Annotated in this window: 22 protein-coding genes; 11 read left to right on the top strand and 11 right to left on the bottom strand. The window is 60.7% G+C overall.

Annotation, left to right across the window (positions count from 1 at the left end; genetic code table 11):
- Position 1: 1 nt before the first annotated feature.
- On the top strand, positions 2-244 hold the full coding sequence (locus IE111_RS01555; RefSeq protein WP_229805097.1) for a DUF2798 domain-containing protein: 243 nt from the start codon (positions 2-4) through the stop codon (positions 242-244).
- Positions 245-341: 97 nt separating this feature from the next.
- Here the strand turns inward: IE111_RS01555 and IE111_RS01550 are convergent, their stop codons facing one another.
- The 5 genes from IE111_RS01550 to IE111_RS01530 all read right to left on the bottom strand — a co-directional run bounded on the left by IE111_RS01550 (position 342) and on the right by IE111_RS01530 (position 5,672).
- Positions 342-815 (bottom strand): DUF6691 family protein, encoded by a 474-nt coding sequence (locus IE111_RS01550; protein ID WP_189606730.1) that lies wholly within the window; start codon positions 813-815, stop codon positions 342-344.
- A gap of 2 nt (positions 816-817) precedes the next feature.
- Positions 818-1,255, bottom strand: a complete 438-nt coding sequence (locus IE111_RS01545) for a YeeE/YedE family protein (protein ID WP_189606729.1) — start codon at positions 1,253-1,255, stop codon at positions 818-820.
- A gap of 303 nt (positions 1,256-1,558) precedes the next feature.
- Positions 1,559-2,440 carry an MBL fold metallo-hydrolase gene (locus IE111_RS01540; protein WP_189606728.1) on the bottom strand — a complete coding sequence of 294 codons (882 nt, stop codon included), beginning with the start codon at positions 2,438-2,440 and terminating at the stop codon, positions 1,559-1,561.
- A gap of 715 nt (positions 2,441-3,155) precedes the next feature.
- Positions 3,156-4,868, bottom strand: a complete 1,713-nt coding sequence (locus IE111_RS01535; protein ID WP_189606727.1) for a SulP family inorganic anion transporter — start codon at positions 4,866-4,868, stop codon at positions 3,156-3,158.
- Positions 4,869-4,883: 15 nt separating this feature from the next.
- Positions 4,884-5,672, bottom strand: a complete 789-nt coding sequence (locus IE111_RS01530; RefSeq protein ID WP_189606726.1) for a hypothetical protein — start codon at positions 5,670-5,672, stop codon at positions 4,884-4,886.
- A 127-nt stretch (positions 5,673-5,799) separates the two neighbouring features.
- Between IE111_RS01530 and IE111_RS01525 the strand changes: the two genes are divergently transcribed.
- Positions 5,800-6,810, top strand: a complete 1,011-nt coding sequence (locus tag IE111_RS01525) for a DUF3080 family protein (RefSeq protein WP_189606725.1) — start codon at positions 5,800-5,802, stop codon at positions 6,808-6,810.
- A gap of 67 nt (positions 6,811-6,877) precedes the next feature.
- A complete protein-coding gene (locus IE111_RS01520) occupies positions 6,878-7,339 on the top strand; it encodes an acyl-CoA thioesterase (protein ID WP_189606724.1) in 462 nt (153 codons plus the stop codon).
- A gap of 466 nt (positions 7,340-7,805) precedes the next feature.
- On the opposite strand, the gene IE111_RS01515 is transcribed toward IE111_RS01520, so the two are convergent.
- Genes IE111_RS01515 through IE111_RS01500 form a run of 4 tightly spaced genes read right to left on the bottom strand, consistent with a single transcriptional unit; the run spans position 7,806 to position 12,129 of the window.
- Positions 7,806-9,164, bottom strand: a complete 1,359-nt coding sequence (locus IE111_RS01515; protein WP_189606723.1) for a ribonuclease J — start codon at positions 9,162-9,164, stop codon at positions 7,806-7,808.
- A 53-nt stretch (positions 9,165-9,217) separates the two neighbouring features.
- Complete coding sequence (locus tag IE111_RS01510; protein WP_189606722.1) at positions 9,218-10,177, bottom strand: sigma-54 interaction domain-containing protein; 960 nt, start codon at positions 10,175-10,177, stop codon at positions 9,218-9,220.
- Positions 10,174-11,781 (bottom strand): SulP family inorganic anion transporter, encoded by a 1,608-nt coding sequence (locus tag IE111_RS01505; protein WP_189606721.1) that lies wholly within the window; start codon positions 11,779-11,781, stop codon positions 10,174-10,176. The genes IE111_RS01510 and IE111_RS01505 overlap by 4 nt, the downstream gene beginning before the upstream one ends.
- 15 nt (positions 11,782-11,796) lie before the next feature.
- Positions 11,797-12,129 (bottom strand): protein tyrosine phosphatase family protein, encoded by a 333-nt coding sequence (locus IE111_RS01500; protein WP_189606720.1) that lies wholly within the window; start codon positions 12,127-12,129, stop codon positions 11,797-11,799.
- A gap of 350 nt (positions 12,130-12,479) precedes the next feature.
- Between IE111_RS01500 and IE111_RS01495 the strand changes: the two genes are divergently transcribed.
- Complete coding sequence (locus tag IE111_RS01495; protein WP_189606719.1) at positions 12,480-13,094, top strand: Yip1 family protein; 615 nt, start codon at positions 12,480-12,482, stop codon at positions 13,092-13,094.
- 328 nt (positions 13,095-13,422) lie between these two features.
- On the opposite strand, the gene IE111_RS01490 is transcribed toward IE111_RS01495, so the two are convergent.
- Positions 13,423-14,301, bottom strand: a complete 879-nt coding sequence (locus IE111_RS01490) for a hypothetical protein (RefSeq protein WP_189606718.1) — start codon at positions 14,299-14,301, stop codon at positions 13,423-13,425.
- Positions 14,302-14,533: 232 nt separating this feature from the next.
- On the opposite strand from IE111_RS01490, the gene IE111_RS01485 reads away from it, so the two are divergent.
- The 7 genes from IE111_RS01485 (at position 14,534) to IE111_RS01455 (ending at position 21,300) form a co-directional block, all read left to right on the top strand.
- On the top strand, positions 14,534-17,179 hold the full coding sequence (locus tag IE111_RS01485; RefSeq protein ID WP_229805095.1) for an alpha-amylase family glycosyl hydrolase: 2,646 nt from the start codon (positions 14,534-14,536) through the stop codon (positions 17,177-17,179).
- Positions 17,180-17,366: 187 nt separating this feature from the next.
- A complete protein-coding gene (locus IE111_RS01480) occupies positions 17,367-17,975 on the top strand; it encodes a cytochrome b/b6 domain-containing protein (protein WP_189606717.1) in 609 nt (202 codons plus the stop codon).
- Complete coding sequence (locus IE111_RS01475; protein ID WP_229805094.1) at positions 17,975-18,367, top strand: DUF1924 domain-containing protein; 393 nt, start codon at positions 17,975-17,977, stop codon at positions 18,365-18,367. Before IE111_RS01480 ends, IE111_RS01475 begins: the two co-directional genes overlap by 1 nt.
- A gap of 10 nt (positions 18,368-18,377) precedes the next feature.
- Positions 18,378-18,995, top strand: coding sequence for a diheme cytochrome c (locus tag IE111_RS01470; protein ID WP_189606716.1), 618 nt, complete (start codon positions 18,378-18,380; stop codon positions 18,993-18,995).
- The gene (locus tag IE111_RS01465; protein ID WP_189606715.1) at positions 18,949-19,284 is read left to right on the top strand and encodes a PepSY domain-containing protein; all 336 of its coding nucleotides are present in this window, start codon (positions 18,949-18,951) and stop codon (positions 19,282-19,284) included. The genes IE111_RS01470 and IE111_RS01465 overlap by 47 nt, the downstream gene beginning before the upstream one ends.
- Before the next feature lie 2 nt (positions 19,285-19,286).
- The gene (locus IE111_RS01460; protein WP_189606714.1) at positions 19,287-19,958 is read left to right on the top strand and encodes a response regulator transcription factor; all 672 of its coding nucleotides are present in this window, start codon (positions 19,287-19,289) and stop codon (positions 19,956-19,958) included.
- Positions 19,951-21,300, top strand: a complete 1,350-nt coding sequence (locus IE111_RS01455; protein WP_189606713.1) for a sensor histidine kinase — start codon at positions 19,951-19,953, stop codon at positions 21,298-21,300. Before IE111_RS01460 ends, IE111_RS01455 begins: the two co-directional genes overlap by 8 nt.
- Here IE111_RS01455 and IE111_RS01450 read toward each other — a convergent pair whose 3' ends face one another.
- Complete coding sequence (locus tag IE111_RS01450; RefSeq protein WP_189606712.1) at positions 21,301-22,371, bottom strand: alpha/beta hydrolase; 1,071 nt, start codon at positions 22,369-22,371, stop codon at positions 21,301-21,303.
- Positions 22,372-22,727: the final 356 nt, after the last annotated feature.

Genomic DNA, 22,727 nt, shown 5'->3' with positions numbered 1-22,727 from the left:
CATGAGTGAACAAACGATGCTGCGTAAACGACACCAGCCCGTGGTCCAGGCCTTTTTGATGTCGGTGTTGATGGTCACCCTGATGACTGCGGTCATCACCGCCCTCAATACCGGGCTGGACGACGGCTTCCCGTCGCGTTGGGGGGCCGCCTTTGTGGTGGCCTGGCCCATCGCCTTTACCATTATTCTGATCTTCGGCCGGCGGGTAGCGCACCTGGCGGCGCGGTTGTGTGGCGAAGACTGATTCAATGATTGCCTAACCAAAAAAAGAAGCCGGCGGGATGCCGGCCATAAAAAAAGCCGGTCAACTGACCGGCTTTTTTTGTTAGGTGGGGGCGTGATCACCCCACGCAGGCTTCGTTTTTCTGGTGACGCAGGTGCTTGTAGTGCTCCCAGCGCGCCAGTCCCCACTTGGTGGCGAAGGTGCCGGCCACATAGGCGACCACGATGGTCACGATGCTGCCGTCGGCGAAGCTCAGCGAGGTGAGCATCGGGCCCGGGCAGTAGCCGGCGAGACCCCAGCCGATGCCGAAGACAACACCACCGACAACGATGCGGCTGTCCACTTCGGTCTTGGCCGGTACGCGGAAGAACTCGGCCAGAACCGGGGTGCGACGTTTCATGATCAGCGGTGTGGCGATGGCGTTCACCAGCAGGCCGCCACCCATGACGAAGGCCAGGGACGGATCCCAGGTGCCGAAGACATCCAGGAAGTTGACCACCTTGGCCGGGTCGATCATCTGGGCGACCGACAGGCCGAAGCCGAACAGAACACCGGCGATCAGCGCGACGGCGAGATTCAACGATTTAGTCATGATCAGGCTCCCATTAGGTGACGAACGATGAACACGGTGACGAAGGCCGTTGCCATAAAGCTGACCGTGGCCACCAGGGACCGCGGGCTGCGCCGGGCCAGGCCGCAAATGCCGTGGCCGCTGGTGCACCCGGTGCCGATGGTGGTGCCGATGCCGACCAGCACACCGGCGACGATCAACATCGGGGTGTCGACTACGGCCTGGATGTGATCCACGCCCGCGCCGAGGCCGATCCACTGGTACAGCAATCCGCCGATCACCAGGCCGCCGATGAACATGAAGCGCCAGTCCATGTCGCCTTTTTCCGGGTAGATGATGCCGCCGGCGATGCCGGAAATACCGGCGATGCGTCCTTTCAACAGCAGCAGCAGAGCGGCGGAGAGGCCGATCAATGCGCCGCCGAGAAAGGCCGGCAGAGGTGTGAAGTTCACAATAGTCATAACAACCTCTAATTTAGAAATAACTAATATATTGGTTAAAATAATACGGCCTAAGGCCGCAAAATCAATATCGGTGTATTAACGGGGTCAGACCGTTTTGGTCTGACCCCGTTACCCGACGTTATTGGGCGCGTGCGGACCCGTAGAGAGTAGGTTGGATCGGTCCGACGCATCGGTAGCGCGTGAGCGCGTAATCCAACATCCAAACTGTGCCCATAACGCAGACCGTGCCAGCGATGCAGGTGTTGGATTACGCCTTCGGCTAATCCAACCTACCGTCTGCTCTCCGATAGCCTCCCAGGGTTATTGGGCGCGAGCGGTCTGAATATTCAGCGGAATCTTCAGATAGCGGCTGCCATTGCTTTCCTGTTTCGGCAGGTGACCGGCTTCGATGTTCACCAGTATGCTCTGGTAGATCAGCTTCGGTGCCTGCAGGGTGGCATCCTTGGTTTCGCGGAATTTGACGTACTCGTCTTCGGTGGTGTTGGCGTTCAATTGAATGTTCTTCGCCTTTTCCTCACCGATGGTGCTCTCCCAGGCCACTTCGCGACCGCCGGGCTGGTAGTCGTGTCCGACGAACACACGGGTGTCGTCCGGCAGGCTGTAGAGGTTCTGGGTTACGCCCTTGTACAGCGTTTTGGCGTCGCCGGCCGGGAAGTCGCAACGACCGGTGCCGAAGTCCGGCATGAACAGCGCGTCGCCGGTGAAGACGGCATCGCCGATCAGGTAGGAAACACAAGCCGGGGTATGCCCCGGTGTCGGGATGGCCCGGATGCTCAGCGTGCCGGCGGTGAACTCCTCGTTGTCCTTCAACAGGCGGTCGAACTGCTGACCGTCGGTGACGAAGGTGTCCGGCAGGTTGTAGACGCCTTTAAAGACTTCCTGAACCTGGCGGATGCGCTCGCTGATCGCGACCTGGATGTCCGGGAACTCATCCCGGAACAACTGGCTGGAGCTCAGGTGGTCCGCATGGGCGTGGGTTTCCAGCACATAGTGCAGTTTCAGGTTCTTCTCGGCCACGAAATCGACGACTTTCTGATAGGACTCATCGGAGATCTTGCTGCCGATGGGGTTGTAGTCCAGTACCGGGTCGATGACCACGGCGTCACGGCTGTCGGCGTCGTAGACGACATAGGTCAGAGTGAAGGTGTTCGGGTCGTAGAAGGTTTCGATTTGCTGGTTCATGTCGCTTCTCCTAACTTGGATTTGGACAGTCGACCCGCGGTTCGGGTCGGTTGTTGCAGAACATGTTGCGAAAGGCGTGCCAAGTTTTAAGGTGTTGATTTAAAAGGGGTTTATAAATATTAGTTAAAGCTAATGTTTAAAGCTGTTGCAACGGTTGTTTCATGTTTCACACCGTTGCACGGTACGAGTAGGGCAGAAGTGGTCCGACACATCGGGCGACAGCGTTATCTGCCGTTTATACGGTGGCAATGGATGGGCCACAGCCTAGGTATCCTCCCCCGGCAGATAACGCCCTTCGGGCTCTTCTGCCCTACGGGTTGGGTGGCACTGGCATAGCTACGGGTGCCGTATCCTCCCCACGGCAGATATCGCCTGGGGCTCTTCTGCCCTACGATGGGCCGGTGGCTACTAATACCTGTAGGGCAGAAGAGCGACAGCGTTATCTGCCGTTTAATACGTTGGCACTGGGTAAGCCACTGGCCAGGTATCTTCCCCACGGCAGATATCGCCTGGGGCTCTTCTGCCCTACGATGGGCTGGTGGCTATCAATACCTGTAGGGCAGAAGAGCGACAGCGACATCTGCCGTTAATACGGTGGCAATGGGTAGGCCACAGCCCCGGTATCCTCCCCCGGCAGATATCGCCTACGGCTCTTCTGCCCTACATAAAAAAGCCCCGGCATCCTGGATGCCGGGGCAAGGCTCAGCACTTCACCCTATCGTTGCTGATCGACATAATCCTGGGCGGCGTCCATGGCCTCCCGGGTGGTGAGGAAGAAGTGGTCCTCACCCAGGGTTTCGACGAAGCCGCTGCGTTCCATCACATCCCTCACCGGGCCTTTGACGTTGGCGACGAAGAGGTCGACGCCGCGCAGTCGGTAGTCCCGCAGCAATTCATGCAACGCGGTGTCGGCGGAGGAGTCGAGCTGGTTGATCGAGCTGGCGTCGAGCACCACCGCTTTCAGTTCGGTTGCCATATCGGCTTCGGCACGCTTAATGGTGTCTTTCAGGAAGCTGACGTTGCCGTAGTAGAACTGGGCGTCGAAGCGGATGGCCAGGATGTTGCTCTTGGTCTCCGCGTCGCTGTGACGCTTGACGTTACGGTAGACGTCGGTGCCCGGCAGCCGGCCCAGTACCGCGTAGTGCGGACGGGTGGTCTTGATCACGAACCAGACCATGGACAGGCCGACCGCGAGGAAGATGCCGGTCTTCACACCCAGGATCAGGGTCGCCAGGAAGGTGAAGGCGAGCAGGCCGAGGTCGTCTTTCTTGACCTTCCACAGGTGCTTCACTTCGTGGATGTCGATCAGGCCGAATACGGCGACCATGATGACCGAGCCCAAAATGGCTTTCGGGATGTAGTAGAACAGCGGTGTCAGGAACAACAGCGCGAAACCGATCAGCATGGCGGTGATGATGGCCGCCAGGCCGGTGTTGGCGCCGGCGTTGTTGTTGACGGCGGTCCGGCTGAAGCCACCGGTGACCGGCATGGCCTTGAAGAAGGCGCCGACGATGTTGGCCAGGCCCAGGCCGACCAGCTCTTTGTTGGCGTCGATTTCATAGCGCTTCTGTGATGCGATCTTCTTGGCGACGGCGATGCTTTCCAGGAAGCCGACAATCGAGATGGTGATCGCGATCGGCAGCAGATCCGTGAGATCGGTCAGGCTCATGCTGGGTACGGAGAATTCCGGGAACCCGGCCGGGACTTCACCGACGACGGAGACGCCCGCGGTTGTATTGAGGTCGAACAACCAGACCACCAGGGTCGACAGAACCACGGCGATCATGGCGCCGGGCATCAGCGGGCTCATGCGTTTCAGTCCCAGCAGCAGGATGACACCCCCGACGCCAATGGCGAAGGCCGCCATGTTGATGTCGGTGATTTGAGACACCGTCAGCCAGAGCGTTTCAGCGATGTTTTCGGTGCGCGGCAAGGGCAGCCCCACGATGTGTTTCAACTGGCTGAAACCGATGATCAGGGCGGCGGCGCTGGTGAAGCCGGAAATGACCGGGTGGGACATGAAGTTGGTCAGGAACCCGAGCCGGAACACGCCCATACCGAACTGGATGGCACCGACCATCAACGACAGGAGAATCGCCAGCGCGATGTAGCGGTCCGAGCCGATGTCGGCCATGGCGCCGACACCGCTGGACACCAGCAGGGCGACCATGGCCACCGGGCCGACGGCCAGCTGGCGCGAGGTGCCGAAGACGGCGTAGATAATCAACGGCAGTACGGAAGCGTACAGGCCGATGTAGGGCGGCAGGCCGGCCAACAGAGCGTAGGACATGGCCTGGGGAATCAACATCATGGCGACGGTGATACCGGCGACCAGGTCCCCGCGGAAATCGCGGCGCTGGTAGTGACCGAGCCAGTCGATGGCCGGCACCCAGCGACGCAGGCGGGGTAGGGTGGCTGTGTTATTCATCGTTTACTCCTCGATTCAAAGACGGATGTGTTCAACGGGTAATTCCGGCGCCAGGCGTTCCAGCGTTTGCTCGGCGGCCTGGTTGTGCGCGGCGATCAATTCCCCCCAGGCCGCACGCGGCAAACCGGGCCGATGCGACGCTTCGATGCGTTCCAGAAAACGTTCGGCCAACGCTTTTTTGAGCGGGCGGTGGCAGAAGAAGCTGTTTTCGGACATGGGGGATTCGAAATACAGCGCCGACTCGGCTTTGTCCTGGCGACCGCGCTGGACGTCCAGCAGCAGCACGCGTTCTTCCTGATGTCGGCCCGACAGCACGTCGAACATCAGTCCTTCATGACCGTTAAAGTAGAGCGTCATGAAGGCCTTGATACTGCGCTGGATCAACAGAAGCGGTATGCCGTAGTCGGCTTCGTTCGTCATCATCAGATGCAGGTGACCGCAGCCCTGCAGTTCCGGTTCGGTCGCCAGTTCGCAGAACGAACGGCGTTGGTTCGCGGTCAGTTCTTTCAGTTTGATGTCCTTCGACACGCCCATGCGCGAGTAGATGCAATCCAGCTTGTGCTGGTCGCTGTGCAAATAGACGGGGCCGACCTCATCGGCGAACAGTCGAACATAGTCTTCGATTTCCGACTGTTGCAGATTACGGCCGAGCTCGGACTGGATCCGGCCCAGGGTATGCAGGATCAGACCGAAACTGCCGCCGGCGACGCTATAGCGCATGCCGGGGGTGCGCCCGTCGATGCAGGTGCAGGGCACTTTGTTTATGATTTCGTCGGTGGACATCCACACCATGGAATGAGCCATTTGTTTTCTCCGGTGTCGGATTGAGTTATGGAGACATATATCAAGAGGCGTGCCAATTATTAACTTGTTGAAATTAAAGGGATTTTTCAGAAAACGCACAGCGCGTCATTGCAGGGTGTTTCAACCTTTGTTTCAGGTTGCAACCTTGCTGGCCGCTCTGACACTCGCCGGTTGCGGGCAGGGCGGGGACGACTTGATGGACGATTACGTCGCCCGGGTCGCCAATGTTCTGGATGCCGAACCGGCGCCTGTCGACCCGATGGCATTGCCGTCCTACCCCCGTCCCCGACAACTGCGCCAACCGGTGCCCGACATTCGCATCGACCTGCTCGACGCCTGGGCCTTGCGCGGCTGCGAAGTGTTCAAATTGCTGGGCGAGCGCAATTCCATACTCGGCAAGGTCGCCGAACCCGAAATCCGGCTCGATTACGAACGGCGCCTGTTGACCCTGTTGCCGCAGTGCCTCGGGTCGGACATCGAGATCGAGGATGACCTGCGGGCGGAGCTCGAATCCGCCCTGGCGGCCAAGCGGTCGGCGTTTCCGGTGCATCTCTGGAATGCCTCGGTGGCCAATCCGGATTACGCCGCCTACTGGACCGGCGGTTCCGAGCCGTTCGCGGCCGAAGACACGATCGATACCGAGGGTTACAAAGCCGCACAAAGTACCCTGTCGCAGTTGGTGGAATCCCCGATGGAAAGTACCGGGTCGGATTGGCTGGGTGCCTTGGAGCGCATGGGTCAATACCCGATGGGCGGGCACAGCCTGCAGTCGATGCGCGTGGCGATTCAGCGGCTGGAGCAGGCCGAGCGGCTGTTGCGGGCGGCGGCCGAAGACCGGCGCCTGTGCCCGATGGGACCGGCGCTCAAGGAGCTGGGTTTCGCGCGCAATGTCATGGTCAACATCTTTACCGGTGAGGTGCAGCCCTGGCTGGTGACGGTGGACCAGCGATTCCTGGCCGGGTTCGACCCCTTGTCGCGAATACACGACACCCTGCCGATTCAAAACGAGCCGATGGCCGACTATGTGGGCGTTTTACAGGCCTGGCACGACCGGTATCGGCTGCGGATCCGGCAGCAGGTGGACGCCTGGCAGGCCCTGTTCGCCGCCTGCGGCAGTCAGGCGACGTCGGCCGGCTGAGCTGGCGTTTGGTCGGAGCCTTGGGCACACTGAACCGGTCCGAATTCAACACAGGTACAACCATCCCATGAGTGAGAAATTGAAGGCCTTTGAGCGGGATTACCCGGTCATCATCGACCTGCCCCTGCAGTGGGGCGAAATGGACGCCTTTAACCACATCAACAACGTCACCTACTTCCGGTATTTCGAAAGCGCCCGCATCGCCTACTTCGAGCGCGCTGGCCTGATGGACGAGATGAAGCACAACGGCATCGGCCCCATCCTGGCCTCGACCGAGTGCCAGTATCGCCGCCCGCTGACTTACCCGGACACCATCAAGGTCGGCGCCCGGATCGACGAGGTTCAGCCGTTCGGCTTCTTGCAGACATACGCGATCTACAGCACCGCCCAGGACGCCATCGCCACCCTGGGCAGCGGGCGGATCGTGTTGTTGGATTACAACACCCAGAAGAAGGTCGCGCCGGATGAGGGGTTGTTGGAGACGTTGAGGAAGTTGGAGGGTGATCGATTGACCGAGGCGGAGGAGTAGGAGAATGATGCAACCGTGAACGTCCAATGCCACCGAACCTCGTAGGGCAGAAGTGGTCCGACACATCGGGCGACAGCGTTATCTGCCACTTTCGACCGTGGCGAAAAGAACACTCTTGGCAAAATAACGTAGGGCAGAAGAGCCCCAGGCGACATCTGCCGTTCTAAACGGTGGTGAAGGCCGTGCCAGGGGCAAAAAGTGTACCTGGCCAAGGTAGCGGGGTTTGCCAAGCGTTTTTCATGTGCCACGGCCGCAAACGGCAGATGTCGCCTGGGGCTCTTCTGCCCTACGGTTGGTTGCCTGTCGTTTGCCATATGCCACCGTATAAACGGCAGATGTCGCCTGGGGCTCTTCTGCCCTACGGTTAGTTGCCTGTTGTTTGCCATTTGCCACCGTATAAACGGCAGATAACGCTGTCGCTCTTCTGCCCTACGATAGGGTGCCGAGCGTATTAGCTCAGCTACCTTTACTCCGGCACCGGGATCAACGCATCCCGGTCCCATCCTAAACGCCCGGTCTTCACCGCCTGGCGCCTGACCCCCGGCACCGGGCCGATAAAGAACAAATCCCCGTTCTCCCCGGTTAATTGCCGGGGTACGCCACATTCCTTCGCTACGCGCGCATTCGCCGCCATGTGCTCCACTTCCCCATGCACGGGAATCGCGAGCTGCGGTTGCACCCATTGATACATCTGTTTCAACTCATCCTGCGCCGGGTGGCCGGAGGCGTGGATCGGCAGGCCGTATTCTTCGGCGGTGACGACGTGGATGCCACGTCGCTTGAACAGGTTGATCAGGTTTTCCACCAGTCGTTCATTACCCGGTATAACCCGGGCGCTGAAGACGACGGTGTCGCCGGCGTCTAGTGTGAGGTCCGGGTGTTGGTCCCGCGCCAGGCGGTGCAGGGCGGCGCGGGGCTCGCCCTGGCTGCCGGTGGCGATGGCCAGGAAGTGGGCCTTGGGGAAATACCCCAGGTCGAACGGGTCGATGAAGGGCGCCTGGTGTTTCCAGTAACCGGTGGCCTTGGCGGCCGAGACCATGTTCTTGAGCGACCGGCCCAGGATAGCCACGCGCCGGTCGCTGTCTTCGGCGACCCGCATCAGCGTTTTGAGCCGGGCGACGTTGCTGGCGAAGCAACTGACGACGACCCGTCCCTCGGCTTCGGTCACCACCTTGCGCAAACCTTCGTACAGCACGGCTTCGGACACCGAATGGCCTTCGACCAGGGCGTTGGTGGAGTCGCACACCATGGCGTTCGGCGGGTCCTCGGCGAGCCGCTGGAAGAGTTCGGCCTGGTAGCGGTCGCCGAGCACCGGGTCCGGGTCGAGCTTCCAGTCCGCCGTGTGAAACACCGAACCCACCGACGTGCGGACCATGATGGCGTTCGGCTCGGGGATGGAGTGGGTGATGTGCAGCCACTCCACCTCGAACGGGCCGATCGGGATGCGATCCCCGGCCTGGACGACGGTGACCGGTACGGTCCCGATCAAACCGAATTCGGCCAGTTTGCGCTTGAGGATCTCGACCGTGAAGGCGGTGGCGTAGACCGGCGCTCGAAAACGGCGCCACAGGTAGGGCACGGCGCCGATGTGGTCTTCATGGGCGTGGGTGATGACGATGCCCGCCAGTTTGTCGCGGTGTTGTTCGATAAAGCTCGGGTCGGGCATCTGGACATGAGGCTGGTGTGTCTGACCGGGGTCGGCGAAGGTGACGCCGCAGTCGACCATCAACCATTGGCCGTCGTGGCCATAGAGGTTCAGGTTCATGCCGATTTCGCCGCAACCGCCGAGCGGCAGGAACCAGAGATCGGTGTGGTCGGGTGTCATTGAACGGTGGTAAGAAAGTATGTGGGCCAAGTGTAACGGGTTTGCCCGGTCGATCACATCAACTGCAGTGTTTTCATCTTTCGCCACAGCGTCGCCCGGGAAATCCCCATCTCGTCGGCCACCGCCTGCTTGTGCCCTTTGTGGCGCTGCAGCAGTTCCAGAATGCGGTCGCGCTCACTCTGCACCAGGGTGGATTCGGTCTCGTCGGGCGGGGCTTCGCCGCGCAATTCGGGCGGCAGGTCCTGCAGTTCGATCGCCTCGCCGGTGCCGATGGCGTGGCAGTAGGTGATGACGTTGTTCAACTCGCGAATGTTGCCCGGCCAGGCGTACGAGAGCAGGGCATCGTAGGCGTCATCGCTGATGCGCGAGACGGAGCGTTCGTTCTCCCGGTTCAACCGGTCGATGAACTGCCAGGTGAGCATCTCGACATCGCCCACCCGGGCCTTCAGCGGCGGCAGGTACAGTGGCACAACCCGGACCCGGTACATCAGGTCCTCCCGGAAGTCGCCGTTGGCCACCTGGCGACGCAGCGACGTATGGGTGGCCGAGACCAGCCGTATGTCGGTATGCACCACTTCGCTGGAACCGAGCGGGGTGAAGCAGCGGTCCTGCAGGACGCGCAACAGCCCGGCCTGGATGTCGAGCGGCATCTCGGCGATTTCATCCAGAAAGAGGGTGCCGCCGTCGGTCAACTCCAGCAGACCGGTGCGGTCGTGGGTCGCGCCGGTGAAGGCGCCACGCTTGTGCCCGAACAATTCCGAGGCCATCAGTTCGCGCGACAGGGCGGCGCAGTTGATGGCGCTGAAGGTCTGGCCGGCCCGGCGCGACTGGTTGTGGATGTAGCGCGCCACCAGTTCCTTGCCGGAACCGGTCTGGCCGCGCACCAGAATGGAGGCGTTGGTGCGCGCCACACGGTCGGCCTGGGCCATGAAGTCCACCATGACCTGCGCCACGGTCAGCAGTCCGCCGAAGTTGTGCGGTTGGACATCCGGTGCCTCATGGTAGCGGGTCATGTCAGCCTCCCGGCGATCGGGTCTTGTTGCACCATCCGTTGCTCCAGTCTGGCTTCGCACCAGGGTAGGCGAATGCCCATGGTGTCCGCTATCTGTTTCAGGTTGGCCGGGTAGCCGCAGATATCGACCCGGATACCGCGATGCTCGCACACCTCCAGAAACCGCAGCAGCGCCTGAATGGCGGCGATTCGGGGTTGGTGGGCGTGGCTCAAATCCAGCGTCAGGCGCTCGGTGTCGTCCGGAATCATCGGTTCCAGGCGCTCGGGCAATTGCCGGGCGGCGGCGAAATAGAGGCTGCCGGAGACCTGAATCGCATAATGATGTGTTTCGTCGCTGGGTTTCGTATGCAACCAGCCTTCCCGGTCGACGCTGAACCTGTGCAGTTGCGGCACGCTCGCCTGCAACAGGAAGATAACCACGCCCAGGGCGGCGCCGAGCAGAATGGCTTCGTGGAAGCTCAGCACCAGGGTGCTGACCACGGTGACGATAAAGAGCGTGCGCGTCTGCGGGTTGGCTTTCAGCACGCTGCGGATCTGGGCCGGTTTCAGCATCGACAGGGCGGTCGCGACCAGTAAACCGGCGATCACCGCCTGGGGGATGGCGCGAATCAGATCGGCGCCGTAGAAAATGATGGGCAACAGGATCAGGCCGGCAATAAAGGGCGCCCAGCGGGTGCAGGCGCCGCCGATGTCGAGCAACACCGAGCGGGTCAGAGAGGTGCTGGCGGGAAAAGCGCCCACCAGGCTGCCGGCCAGGTTGGCCACGCCCTGGCTGCCGAGTTCGGCGCGCAGCCAGCGCTGTTCCTGGCGGTTGCGCAGCGTGACGATCAATTCCAGCGAACCGATGAAGGCTACCGCGAACCCGGGCACGATCAACGCCTGGATCATCGCCCAGTTGGGCAGTTCGCCGGCCAGTCGGGGCCAACCGTCGGTGATGACGGTGCTTTCTTCCAGCGTGATCCAGTTGTCGATGAAGGCGAAGGGCGTGAACCAGACCAGGGCGAGGCTGGCGACCAGCACCAGCAACGGAATCGGCCAGCGCGGCAGGTAGCGCCGGCCCAGCACGACCGACAGCAGAGCGACGGCGGCCAGGGCCGACGAGGCCCAATCCAGGTCCCGGGGCGACAGCTGGATCAGCCGCCATGCCTCATCCACCACGGTGCGTACCCCGTCGAAGGGCGCGCCGAGGAATTCATCCAGTTGCATCAGGGCGATGATGACCGCCGCGCCAGTGGCGAAGCCGAGCATGACGGCCTCGGGCACGAAATCGAAGACGCGTTCGGCTTTCAGGGCGACGATCAGCAGGCGGGACAGGCCGGCCAGTACGGTCAGGGTCACCATGGCGGTGAGAAGTCTGTCGGGCTGGTCGGCCCAGGGGGCGAGGCTGGCGAGAATGATCAGGCCGGTGGTGTTGGTCGGCCCGACCGTGACATGAGCGCTGCGACCGACCAGGGCGGCCACCATGCCCGGCACGGCGGCTGTGACCAGACCGTACATCGGCGGCAACCCGGAGAGCATGGCATAGGCCAGGCACTGCGGGATGCCGACGAGCGCGACGAGAATGCCGGCGTTGAGGTCTCCGGCCTTGGGCAGCGACAGCTTCATCCTTGGCGAGTGAACTCAGCCCTCGCCCTTTACGGCACGGTACAGAACGCTGCTGCGATTGCCGGTGCGGCAATAGCCCAGGATCTTTTGCTGGCTGTCGAGCAGCGAGGACAATGTATCGACCTGCTCTTTACTGTAGTTGGGACCGCGCATCGGCAGTTCGACGAACTTGATGCCCTGGTCCGCGGCTGCGCGGGCGATGTCCACGGCCGGTGTCTGATCGTCGGATTCGCCGTCCGGTCGGTTGCAGACGATGGTGTCGAAGCCTTGGTTTTTGGCCTCGGCCACGTCCTCGACGGTGATTTGCGGGCTAACCCAGTAGTTGCTGTCCAGTTGTGTCAGATTCATGGTGGGCTCCTGAATTGAGTGCGGGACGATCTGTCGGTCATGCTAGCACAGCCGACCGGTTTCAGTGACCGTTTGTATCCGCACGGGGTTGTGTCTGTATATTAGCAAAAATTAATATAGGAGCGAACGACGAAATTTAAAGTTCTGTTCGGAAATCAATACCCCGACCGATCTATGTTTTTTGATATCGGTCAGTTCAAAGGCCTTGCAGTCTTATGCAGATACTCTATTTTAGGTGGTGTAACTGGTCGAAAAATCCAGCCTGTTCATGGTGTTAGCCTAATCGGGCACGTCTTATTGGGCTTATTGAACAACAACAACAACGACCGGTCCCAAATCAGGAGACTGCTATGATTCTCGATCATACTCTAGGTATCTTCACTCACCCCGATAGTGAGTGGTCACTAATCCGTCAACAACGTCGTACCAAGGTCATGGAGTTCCTCACCCATGTGCCCATCCTGGCGTTGATTCCGGCCATCTGCTTTTACATCGGTGTGGTTCACGTTGGCTGGTCGGTCGCCGACAGCCCGCTGACCACCCTGACCCCCCGCAGCGGTCTGATCCTCTGCATTTTGAGTTACGCCGCCGCACTGGTCGGGGTCTGGGTGTTCGCGGAGTTCATCAACTGGATGGCGCGGACCTATTCGGACGAAGAGGTTAACCCGCACCACGGCATGGCGATGGCGGTGTACGCGACCACGCCGATCTTCCTGGCGGGCATTGCCGGTATCTGGCCGGTGCTGTGGTTCAATGCGGTGGTGTTCATCATCGCGGCGGCCTATGCGGTGTACCTGATCTACGAAGGCTTGCCGATCATCATGAACATCCCGAAAGAGCGGGCCTTTATGTATGCGACCTCGGTGATCACCGTGGCGCTGGTTCTGCTGGTCTCGCTGCGCGGCGGCACCGCCATCATCTGGATGGCCATGTTCGCGCCGGAGTACGTGGTGCACGGGGGCTGATCGGTTCCTGAAAGACTGAAAAAAGGCGACTCGGTCGCCCTTTTTTATGTAATGGTGGTTTAACCCGCACCGGGTACCGGGTGGACCTATTCGGGGTCGCCGTGAACCCGTCCATGGGGGCTTGACGGCCGCCATCCGGGCGGCCGACATCCCCGAATAGGACCACCCGGTTCCCGCCGCTAGCCAATAAAGGCTCTCGATTCATTGTTTGTGTAGGTTGGATTAGCCGCAGGCGTAATCCAACAACCCAGCCACGGTTAGTATTCGCAGGGTGGGCACCGCCCACCAAAAAAATGCCGCCACGGTAACGTATTCTGGCATCCCCGAATCAAAAACTCCCCCAACTCCGATACTCCCGATACCCGTCACTGTCGTACCGGTGAACGCCGCCCTCGGTGAAGGTGAGCGTCACCCAACCCCGGTACCCTTCAATTTTTACCCGCCCGGCATGCGGGTGTTCGTCATTCTGATACCAATGAACCCCACGCTCGGTCTCCAGGCTGGCGCTGCGCTCGGTCCAGCTGTCATCCAGCCATAAACTGGCGAAGGCATCGATACGGAAGTCGGTGGACGACAGTTCCACGATGTCGGCCTCGATGCCGCTGAAATTCACGTCCTTGTAGTCGCCCCGCATCCGCAGTCGTCCATCCATTTGACCTTCCAGGGATTCGATACGCCCGAGTGCGTCGTCGTACCAACCGGTGACGTCGAAGTCGAGCCGGCTGTTCAGCGTGATGTTGCCGAGCCAACTGGTGGTGCCGCAGTGGTCGGCGGTGGTGAGGACATCCATGGTGACGAAGGTCATGGCGTCGGAGTAGGTTTCGGTCTCGCCGGTGGCTTCGACGCTGGTCGAGCCGCCGTATTCGCACGGGCCGGACTCGAACAGGTAGGTGGAAGTGGTCTCCACCGGGTCGTGGTGGCGGGCCAGGAGGCTGCGCTGGGTGGGCGTCAGAAACGCCTCGGGGTTGGCCACCATGTCGATGCTAGCCGAAGCGAGGGAATAGGGGACCAGGGCTGTACGGGTCAGGAAGGTGGTGCTGAAGTCGGCCACCGATTCAGTGACTTCCGTGTCGTAATCGGCCTCATGCTCATATGCATCGGTGACTTCCACATGGCAACCCGTTAAAGCTGTGGTCAACAAAGCACCCGCCGACAGTGCGCGCCAGGGGGCTTGAGTCAAATGGTGTAACCGTGTTGTTTTGTCCATCGTTCCGCATCTTTCCGTGTGGTTTGTGCAGAGGATGGCAGACGGTATCTGAATGCTTTCTGAATAGGCGGGGTTTCTTCGCAAGCGTATTCAGGTGCCGTTCAGTTTCGGCCTACGCCCACCGTTCGTCGATTTCCGCCCCATGGGGAGGATGTCAGTGTTGTGCAATCACTCTAGGCTCCGGCTACCTGATACCCGATCCAATTGACCCAACAACAATAAGAGGCACGTTATGTCGAACTACCGTTTCCGTGTGGCCGGTGGTCTGCTGGTCGGTGCGTTGATGACCGCACCGGCCATGGCCGACTGGTACTTTCGCGGCACTCCCAATGATTGGTCGACCCAGGCGATGAACACCGCCGACGGTTCGATCATGGAAACCTGTCAGACATTCGCCGATGGCGACGACCAGGGCGGCCCGCGTTTCAAGATTGACCGATACGGCGACTGGTCGGAGAATTATCCGGTCAGTGATTACCTTGTCGATAGCCACACGGCGTATCACATTGAATTCGATACGCAGTCCCATGCATTGAGCGCCACGGCTGTTGCCGACTGTACGGACTCGACCGACGTCTGGTATTTCCGGGGTACGCCGAATGGCTGGAGTACCTGGCCGATGACCGCGAACGCCGAGGGTGATTTCGAAATCGAAGTCACGTTCGACGGTGAGGATCCCGATCCGCGTTTCAAGATCGACCATTACGGTGACTGGACCGAAGCCTATCCACAGGCCGATTATCCCGTGGACGATCACACCACCTATCGCATCCGGTTCGACAGCGACGATCACAGCATCACCACCACGCCTTTGGCCGGCGATGACCGAACCGCGCCGACAGTCGGTGCCGATCCTTCACCGGGTACGTACAGTCAGACGCAGGACGTGGTGCTCTCTGTCAGCGACAATCAGGATCCGAACACGAGTCTGTATTACACGCTGAACGGCGACGAACCGACGCGCCAGTCGACTCCGTATTCCGGTGAAGTGCTGACGGCCGCCGATGTCGGCCCGGGCATCGATCTGACCATTAAGACACTGGCGGTGGATGAGAGCGGAAATGAGGCCACCCGGTCTTTCGATTATCGGATCGGCGATGCGACAGCGGGGACGGATTTCCGTGAAGAGACGATCTATTTCCTGTTGACCGCCCGTTTTTATGACGGTGACAGCGGCAATAATTATTACAACCGTGACCGGATCGAACCCGGAGATCCACACTGGCGGGGTGATTTCAAAGGCCTGATCGAACAGCTCGACTACATCAAGGATCTGGGATTCACCGCCATCTGGGTCACACCGCCGAACGAAAACCGCAGCGGGCTGGATTACCACGGTTACCACGCCTACGACTGGACGCGGGTGGACCCGAGGCTTGAATCGACCGATGCCACCTATGAGGACTTCATCGACGCCGCCCACGCCGAGGGGCTCAAGGTGATTCAGGACGTGGTCATCAACCACTCCAGCCAGTACGGTATTCGCGACCAGGTGTGGATCGATCATCTGCCGATCAAGTATTTCGTCCCCGAGGGTGGCCAGCAGGGGATGATCGACAACGATCCCTATTTCGGCAACCTGGGCGACTACCAATCGGAATTCCGCGACGACAACGATAACCCCGTGGCGCCCGCCTGGTTCCGCGAGCGTCACACGTCGGATCCGGATGGAACCGTACCGTTGGTCGATCCGAAAACCGGCGTGACCGTGCCCAAGCCGGGATACGACCCGAACCGCTTTTTCGGTATCGATTCCAATACGCTCGATCCCGCCTGGTATCACCAGGACGGTTTCATGGCCGGTGGCGATTGGGAGAACCCCGACGCCCTGCAAAACAAGCACCTGGCCGGCGACACCATCGATCTGGCGACCGAAAACGCGAATGTGCGGGATTATCTGAACCAGTCCATCAAGCGCTACCTGGACATGGGGGTCGATGCCATTCGCGTGGATACCGCCAAGCACGTTGAACGGGATGAACTGCTCGGTTACGTGCATGAATGGCAGGCGCACAAACCGAACCTGTTCGTGTTCGGCGAGGCTCTGGTCAAGGGGTTGGGTTTCGGTTCCGAACTCGGTAACGACAATGCGTCCGCTGTCATTCGGCCCTGGTGGTATACCCGCACCGGATCCGATCCGTCGAACCCCAGTGGCGACGCCAATTTCTCGGTCATCGATTTTCCGTTGTTCTCGACCTTCCGCGACAACATCACGCGCGGTTCGTTCAGCGGCATTGGCGGCGCTCTGGCATGGGACTGGACCTACGCCGAGCCGACCGAGTTGGTGACCTTCTTCCAGAATCACGACGTCGGTCCGGATAACGACTTCAAATACCGCTACTGCTGCAGCGAGGAAAATGCGGCTCTGGCCTACACCCTGTTGTGGACCCTGCGCGGCATTCCGACCTTGTATTACGGCGAGGAAGTGATGTTTCAGGCGGGCTTGCCGCAAGACATACAAGGCAGCGACGACGTTCTGAAAGACACCGGCCGGGCTTATTTCGGACCGGTGCTGGACGACCCGGCCAGTGCTCGGGCGCACCCGCTGTACCAGCACATTCAACGTCTGAACGAGATCCGCCACGCGCTACCGGCGCTGCAAAAAGGGTCCATGGACCGGGTGAACGAATGGGGCGCGGGCATGAGCTTTACCCGCACCCATGACGGCCAGATCGCAGCGGTGGGCCTGGCGGCCGGGTCGGCGCAATCGGTTCTAATAACCGCCTTACCGAACGGTACTTATCGGGATGCGGTCACCGGCGACAGCCGGACGGTATCGGACGGAACCCTGCAGTTCACCGTTCAGGCCTATTCCGCCGGCATCTATGTACTGGACGGACCGGGGCAGATCGGCCAGGACGGGCCGTATTTGAGATAGCATTAGCGATCGTCGTCACTCTCCAACTCAAGTTTTGGCGTTCGCTGTTCCGGCTGCCTGGGTACCCCCGGTAGCCGACGTGAGCCACTGCCCCACAGTTGGCTCGAACTCCGAAACTCGGGTTTTTAAGCTTCATTTTAACCAGGTGGATGCATGCTGGGCTTCTCACACATGGAGGAGCCTTGGTATGAACACAACACCCATGGCGGAGCACGTCTCGTCTGCCCAAGAATCCGTTCGAGTATGGGACCCTCTGGTCCGAATATTCCACTGGTCGTTGGTGGCGTTCTTCGGTCTGGCCTGGTTGGCATCGGAAGAATGGCAGTCGTTGCATGAATGGTCGGGCTATACGGTAGCCGGCCTGGTCGGTTTTCGATGGGTATGGGGCCTGATCGGTACCCGACACGCCCGGTTTTCCGACTTTGTCCGGCGACCCTCCGTGGTCGTCGATTACCTCAAGGGGCTGGTGTCCGGCCGGGCTCGTCACTATAAGGGCCATAACCCCGCCGGTGGCTGGATGGTTGTCCTGCTGCTGGTCTCACTGACGGTTCTGACGCTGACCGGAATGACGCTGGCCGGACTGGAGGGCCGGGGACTCCTCGCCGGAACCGCCTGGGCCGCTTTGCCGGAAGACCTGGTCGAAGAGGTCCATGAAGTGTTCGCCAACATGTTGCTGGCATTGGTGTTCGTACATGTGGCCGGCGTCGTGGTCAGCAGTTGGCTTCATCGCGAGAACCTTGTCCGGGCCATGATCACGGGTCGAAAACCGTCGGTGGACTCTCGGGAGGACGACTGATGAAGGGCATGGTTTGGATGCTGGTTCTGTTGCTCGGTTCGGGATTGTCCGGCATCGCGACGGCCGACGTCGCTGTGGATGAACTCATGGCCGAATACCGGGCTTGGGGTGTTGAAACGGCGAACCCGGAGGCGGGCGCGGACTTGTGGCGGCGCACGTTTGAGAACGACCGCGGCTGTTCCGGGTGTCATACCGCCGACCCGGCCCGAACAGGGCGCCACCTCACAACGGGAAAGGTCATTGACCCCATGGCGCCTTCGGTCAATCCGGAGCGACTGACCGATGTCCGGACCATTCGGAAATGGTTGTACCGGAACTGCAAGTGGACTCTGGGTCGTGAATGCACCGCTCAGGAAAAGGCCGATCTGCTGGCCTGGCTACGGACTCAATAGGAGGCTATCGATGAACGAACGCATTGCACTGTGGCGCTGGTACCTTGGCACTGTTCTTTTGGGAGGTGCCCTGGGCCTGGGGATCATCGGGCTGGCGAGCGCCGATGGCGTCAGCGGGTATACCGGCGAGGAAGATGAAGACCGGTGGGAAGAAGACTATGATGACGGACGTCAAAGCGGGCTTTCGGGCACCCCGGGTGCGGGGCGCGAACTGTATCGGGCCGAGTGCTCGGCGTGCCATCTGGCGTATCCGGCGGGTCTGTTGCCCCGGCGAAGCTGGCAGGCCCTGATGTCCGGACTCGACAACCATTTCGGTGAAAACGCCGAACTGTTGCCCGACGATTCGGATCGGATCAGCAACTACCTGTTGGCCAACGCCGCCGATACACAGAGCCGGGTAACCCGCCGGTTCCTGCGGGGATTGACGTCGGATGAAACGCCGTTGAGAGTAACCGACACTCCGTTTTTCAAGCGCCAGCATCGTGAGATACCCGATCGCCGGGTAACGGGTAACCCCGAGGTGGGCGGATTCAGCCAATGTCAGGCGTGCCACGGGGATGCGGCGCAGCGAGGAGTCTTTGATGAAGATACCGTGGTTATACCGGGTTATGGTCGTTGGGACGATTAGCGTGCTCGGCCTGCCGGATGTTGCACTGGCCTCGGAGCGTCATCTGCGCTCCGAAGACGTGCGCGAGATGGTCGCGCAGGGGACGATCCTGTCACTTGAAACGCTGCTGGAACGACATGCCGACTTGCTCAACGGGCGATTGCTGGACGTCGAGGTCGAGGCGGAAGAGGAACATGGCGTGAAGCGATTTCTCTACGAAGTCGAGGTATTGGGTGCCGACGGTATCGTGCGTGAGTTCGAATTCGATGCGGCGACGGGGCAAATGATTGAAATGGACATCGAGGACTGAAGATGCGCTTGTTGTTGGTCGAGGATGATGTCGCCGTCGTCGACGACTTACTCCCTCGTCTGCGCCGGGGCGGGTATGCCGTGGAATGGTCCGACAATGGGCTGGACGGTGATTTCCTCGCCCGTGAGGAATCATTCGATCTGGTCATCCTCGACCTTGGCTTGCCCGGTTGTTCCGGGTTGGATGTGCTGACCGGTTGGCGCCGCGATGGCCTGGCTGTGCCGGTATTGGTATTGACCGCCCGCGATACCTGGCACGAACGGGTGGATGGTCTCAAAGCCGGGGCCGACGACTACCTGGGAAAGCCGTTTCACGTCGAAGAACTTCTGGCCCGCATTGAGTCCATTATTCATCGAAGCCATGGCCAGACACCGGCGAACCTGAGGGTAGCGGGTCTGACGCTGGATACCGACCGGCAAACCGTGACCGATCGCGAAGGACGGGTACATTGTCTTACCGGCATCGAATTCCGTCTGTTGCGGTACATGATGCTCCACCCCGACCGTTATCTCTCCAAAACCGAACTGAGCGAGCACATCTATGAGGAAGAGCGCTTGACGGACAGCAATGTGATTGAAGTCTACATCAATCGTCTGCGTCAGAGACTGGGGCGCGAACGGATCACCAACCGGCGCGGACAGGGTTATCGGCTGACGATGGAACAGGATGCCTAGAGACCCGCGCGGTCGGCGCCGGCCATCGCTGGAACGCGGAATCCGGTTCCGGTTGTTGGTGGTGCTCGTTCTGGTCATGGGGGGCGTGCTGGTATTCGTGGACATCGCGGTGAGCCGGCTGAGCCGCGATTTCGTTCTGACCCGTCTGGAGCACGATGCCGAAAGCCTCATAACCTCGCTGGTGGTGGCCGGTCCGGACGATTGGCGCATAACGGACAATCAGTTGCCCAGTGTCTATCAGCGTGCTCATTCCGGACACTACTATATCCTCAGCGGTCCGGATCGCACCGACCGGTCCCGCTCCCTGTGGGATTTGACCTTCGAGGTGGAACGGCTTCTTCCCGGCGAGACACGCGTCGGTATTCGGCGTGAGTTGAACGGTCAGACCTGGTTGGTGTGGCAACTGGGGTTCGAGAAGGGCGGCCAGGTGTACTCGCTCTGGATAGCCGAGGATCTTGCTCCCCTGCAGATGGAGCAGCGCCGATTCGAAAGCGTTCTGTTGTTGCTGGTACTGGTTGCCGTCGCCGTTTTGCTGTGGATGCAACGGCGGGTGTTGCGACGAGGTTTTGCCCGGTTGAAACCGCTGCAACGTGAGCTGGAAGCGCACCGTCTGGGTATTGAAAGCCAAATTCCCGAATCGCTTCCCGAGGAAGTGGCGCCCCTGGTGGACGCTTTGTTGAGTGTGCTGGAGCGCTCCGATCAACAGATTCGCCGGTCGCGTACTGCGCTTGGTAATTTGTCTCACGAACTCAAGCGTCCCTTGCAGCAACTGCACTCTCTGGCCGATCGGCAGTCCGGGCCTGACGATCGGGAAGCGTTGATGCGGGTCTACCACCAGTTGCACGAGCGGATCGATCGCGAATTACGTCGTGCCCGAATTGCCGGTACCCCCAGTCCGGGGCGCCGATTTGCCCCCGCTGAAGAATTACCCTATCTGGTCGATATGATGTCTCGTCTGTATCGCGAGGCGCCCCGCGTGGAACTGGATTTGCCCGATGTGGATACCCTGCCGTTCGATCGCGACGATGTTCTGGAACTGTTGGGTAATCTGTTGGATAACGCCTGCCGCCATGCGCGGTCCAGAGTGCGGTTGAGCCTGCGTCGCGTCGAAACAGCATGGCGGTGGGACGTGGAAGACGATGGTGCCGGCGTCGTCGAAGCCGATTACGAGCGACTCGCCGGACGAGGTGTCCGGCTGGATGAGTCCGATCGAACCGAGAGGGGACATGGGCTGGGACTCTCGATATGCCAGGCCGTCGTGGACAGCTATCGGGGCGAGATGACGTTTGATCGCTCCACACTCGGAGGTCTCAGGGTACGGGTGGTGTTGCCCGTTCCATGACTAGGCAGCGATCTCTTCGATCGGACGAACTTTTTCCAGCGGGCAACCCTGTTGCCACCAGTCATCGAACTCGTCCACCAGGCGCTGGTTTTCATCGATGACCGTTTGCCAGTAGTTCAATCGGGTAGTGTCATCCAGGCGTTCGAAGTCTTTCCGGTCCGGGATTTTCCGGAACGGGAGAGATTCGATGAAAGCCGGGCTGGGGCAGATCACGATGGTGTGGCTGTAGTGGTCCGCGGTGACTTTGCGCCAGCGCAGGGGTTTGTCGAACCAGCCGGGTTTCATCACCGGTGAGAAATGCGGGTAGAGCACCAGGCCGTTGTCCGGTTTGAGCGGCAGGTCGAAGTGGTAGTCCGCCATGCCGCCGTCGCGGTAGACCCCGCTCGGGGCGCCGGGCGGATTGGTGACGCCGTGGATAACCACCGGTATTGCGCCGCTGGCTTGCAGCGCCGGGCGCAGGTTGTTGGCGGTCAGGTCGACCTGTTGGGTCGCAAACTGGTCCCAGTGAGCCAGGGGAAGGCTGGCGCCGCGTGTGCGGAAGACGACGCGGTCGAAATAGCGGGGCAGGTTGGAGCGGCTGATCAGGTTGCTCAGGGCGACGCGACCGAATGCCCAGGCCTGTCGACGCGCGGAGGCGGCGGCCGTGGCGCCTTTGCACCGGGCGGTGACCAGATGCAGGTGGCGGTTGGGGTGCAGGTCGTCGAACGGGGTGTCGCCCAGGGCGTAGTCGACGAATTCGATGACCTTGGCGGTGATTTCGTCGGCTTCGGCGTTTTCCGAGTAGCGCTGGTTTTTGTAGCCATCTTCCAATCGATCGATCGCGGCCACCGGGTTGAGGTTGGCGTAGGAGGCCATGCGCCAGGCGCCGATGGAGCTGCCCATCATGTCGATGGGGTGGGGGATGCGCGGCAGCCATTCGCGGGCGAAGTAGCGGTCGAGGTGGCTGAGCACGAACCATTTGGGGCCGCCGGAGGCGCCGAGGATGACGCGGATGTCCTGGGGCGAGAGGCCTTGCTGGCGGATGTGCTTGAGGGCGTGTTGGCCGGCGTAGATGTGGAGCAGGTCGGTCAAAACAACGGTTCCATTGGTTGAAGCGGGCGGACTATAACACGGTCTTTCGGGCAGCGGCGGCGGTGGGCGGTTAAGCCGTGACTTTCGTCACAGGATCCTGCTGGGATTGCTGGGTGCCTGGAACCCGCACCGGCGGCCCGGTATTCCCATTCGGGGCCGCCGTGAATACATCCATGTAGGCTTAGCTTCGGCGTCCTGCCTCAGATATCCCCGTATGGGAATACCGGGCCCCCGGCGCTGGTCTTCAATGCCACAACGATCCGATATCTCAGTTGACTCCAGAGGTATGTAGGAGCGCACGCCGTGCGCGACCCGCCCAGTAACCCGGACATCCACCACTGGCCATCGGTGCCGCA

This window comes from Saccharospirillum salsuginis (assembly GCF_014651855.1).
GTDB lineage: Bacteria > Pseudomonadota > Gammaproteobacteria > Pseudomonadales > Natronospirillaceae > Saccharospirillum > Saccharospirillum salsuginis.
This window is presented reverse-complemented; position numbering and strand designations above follow the sequence as displayed.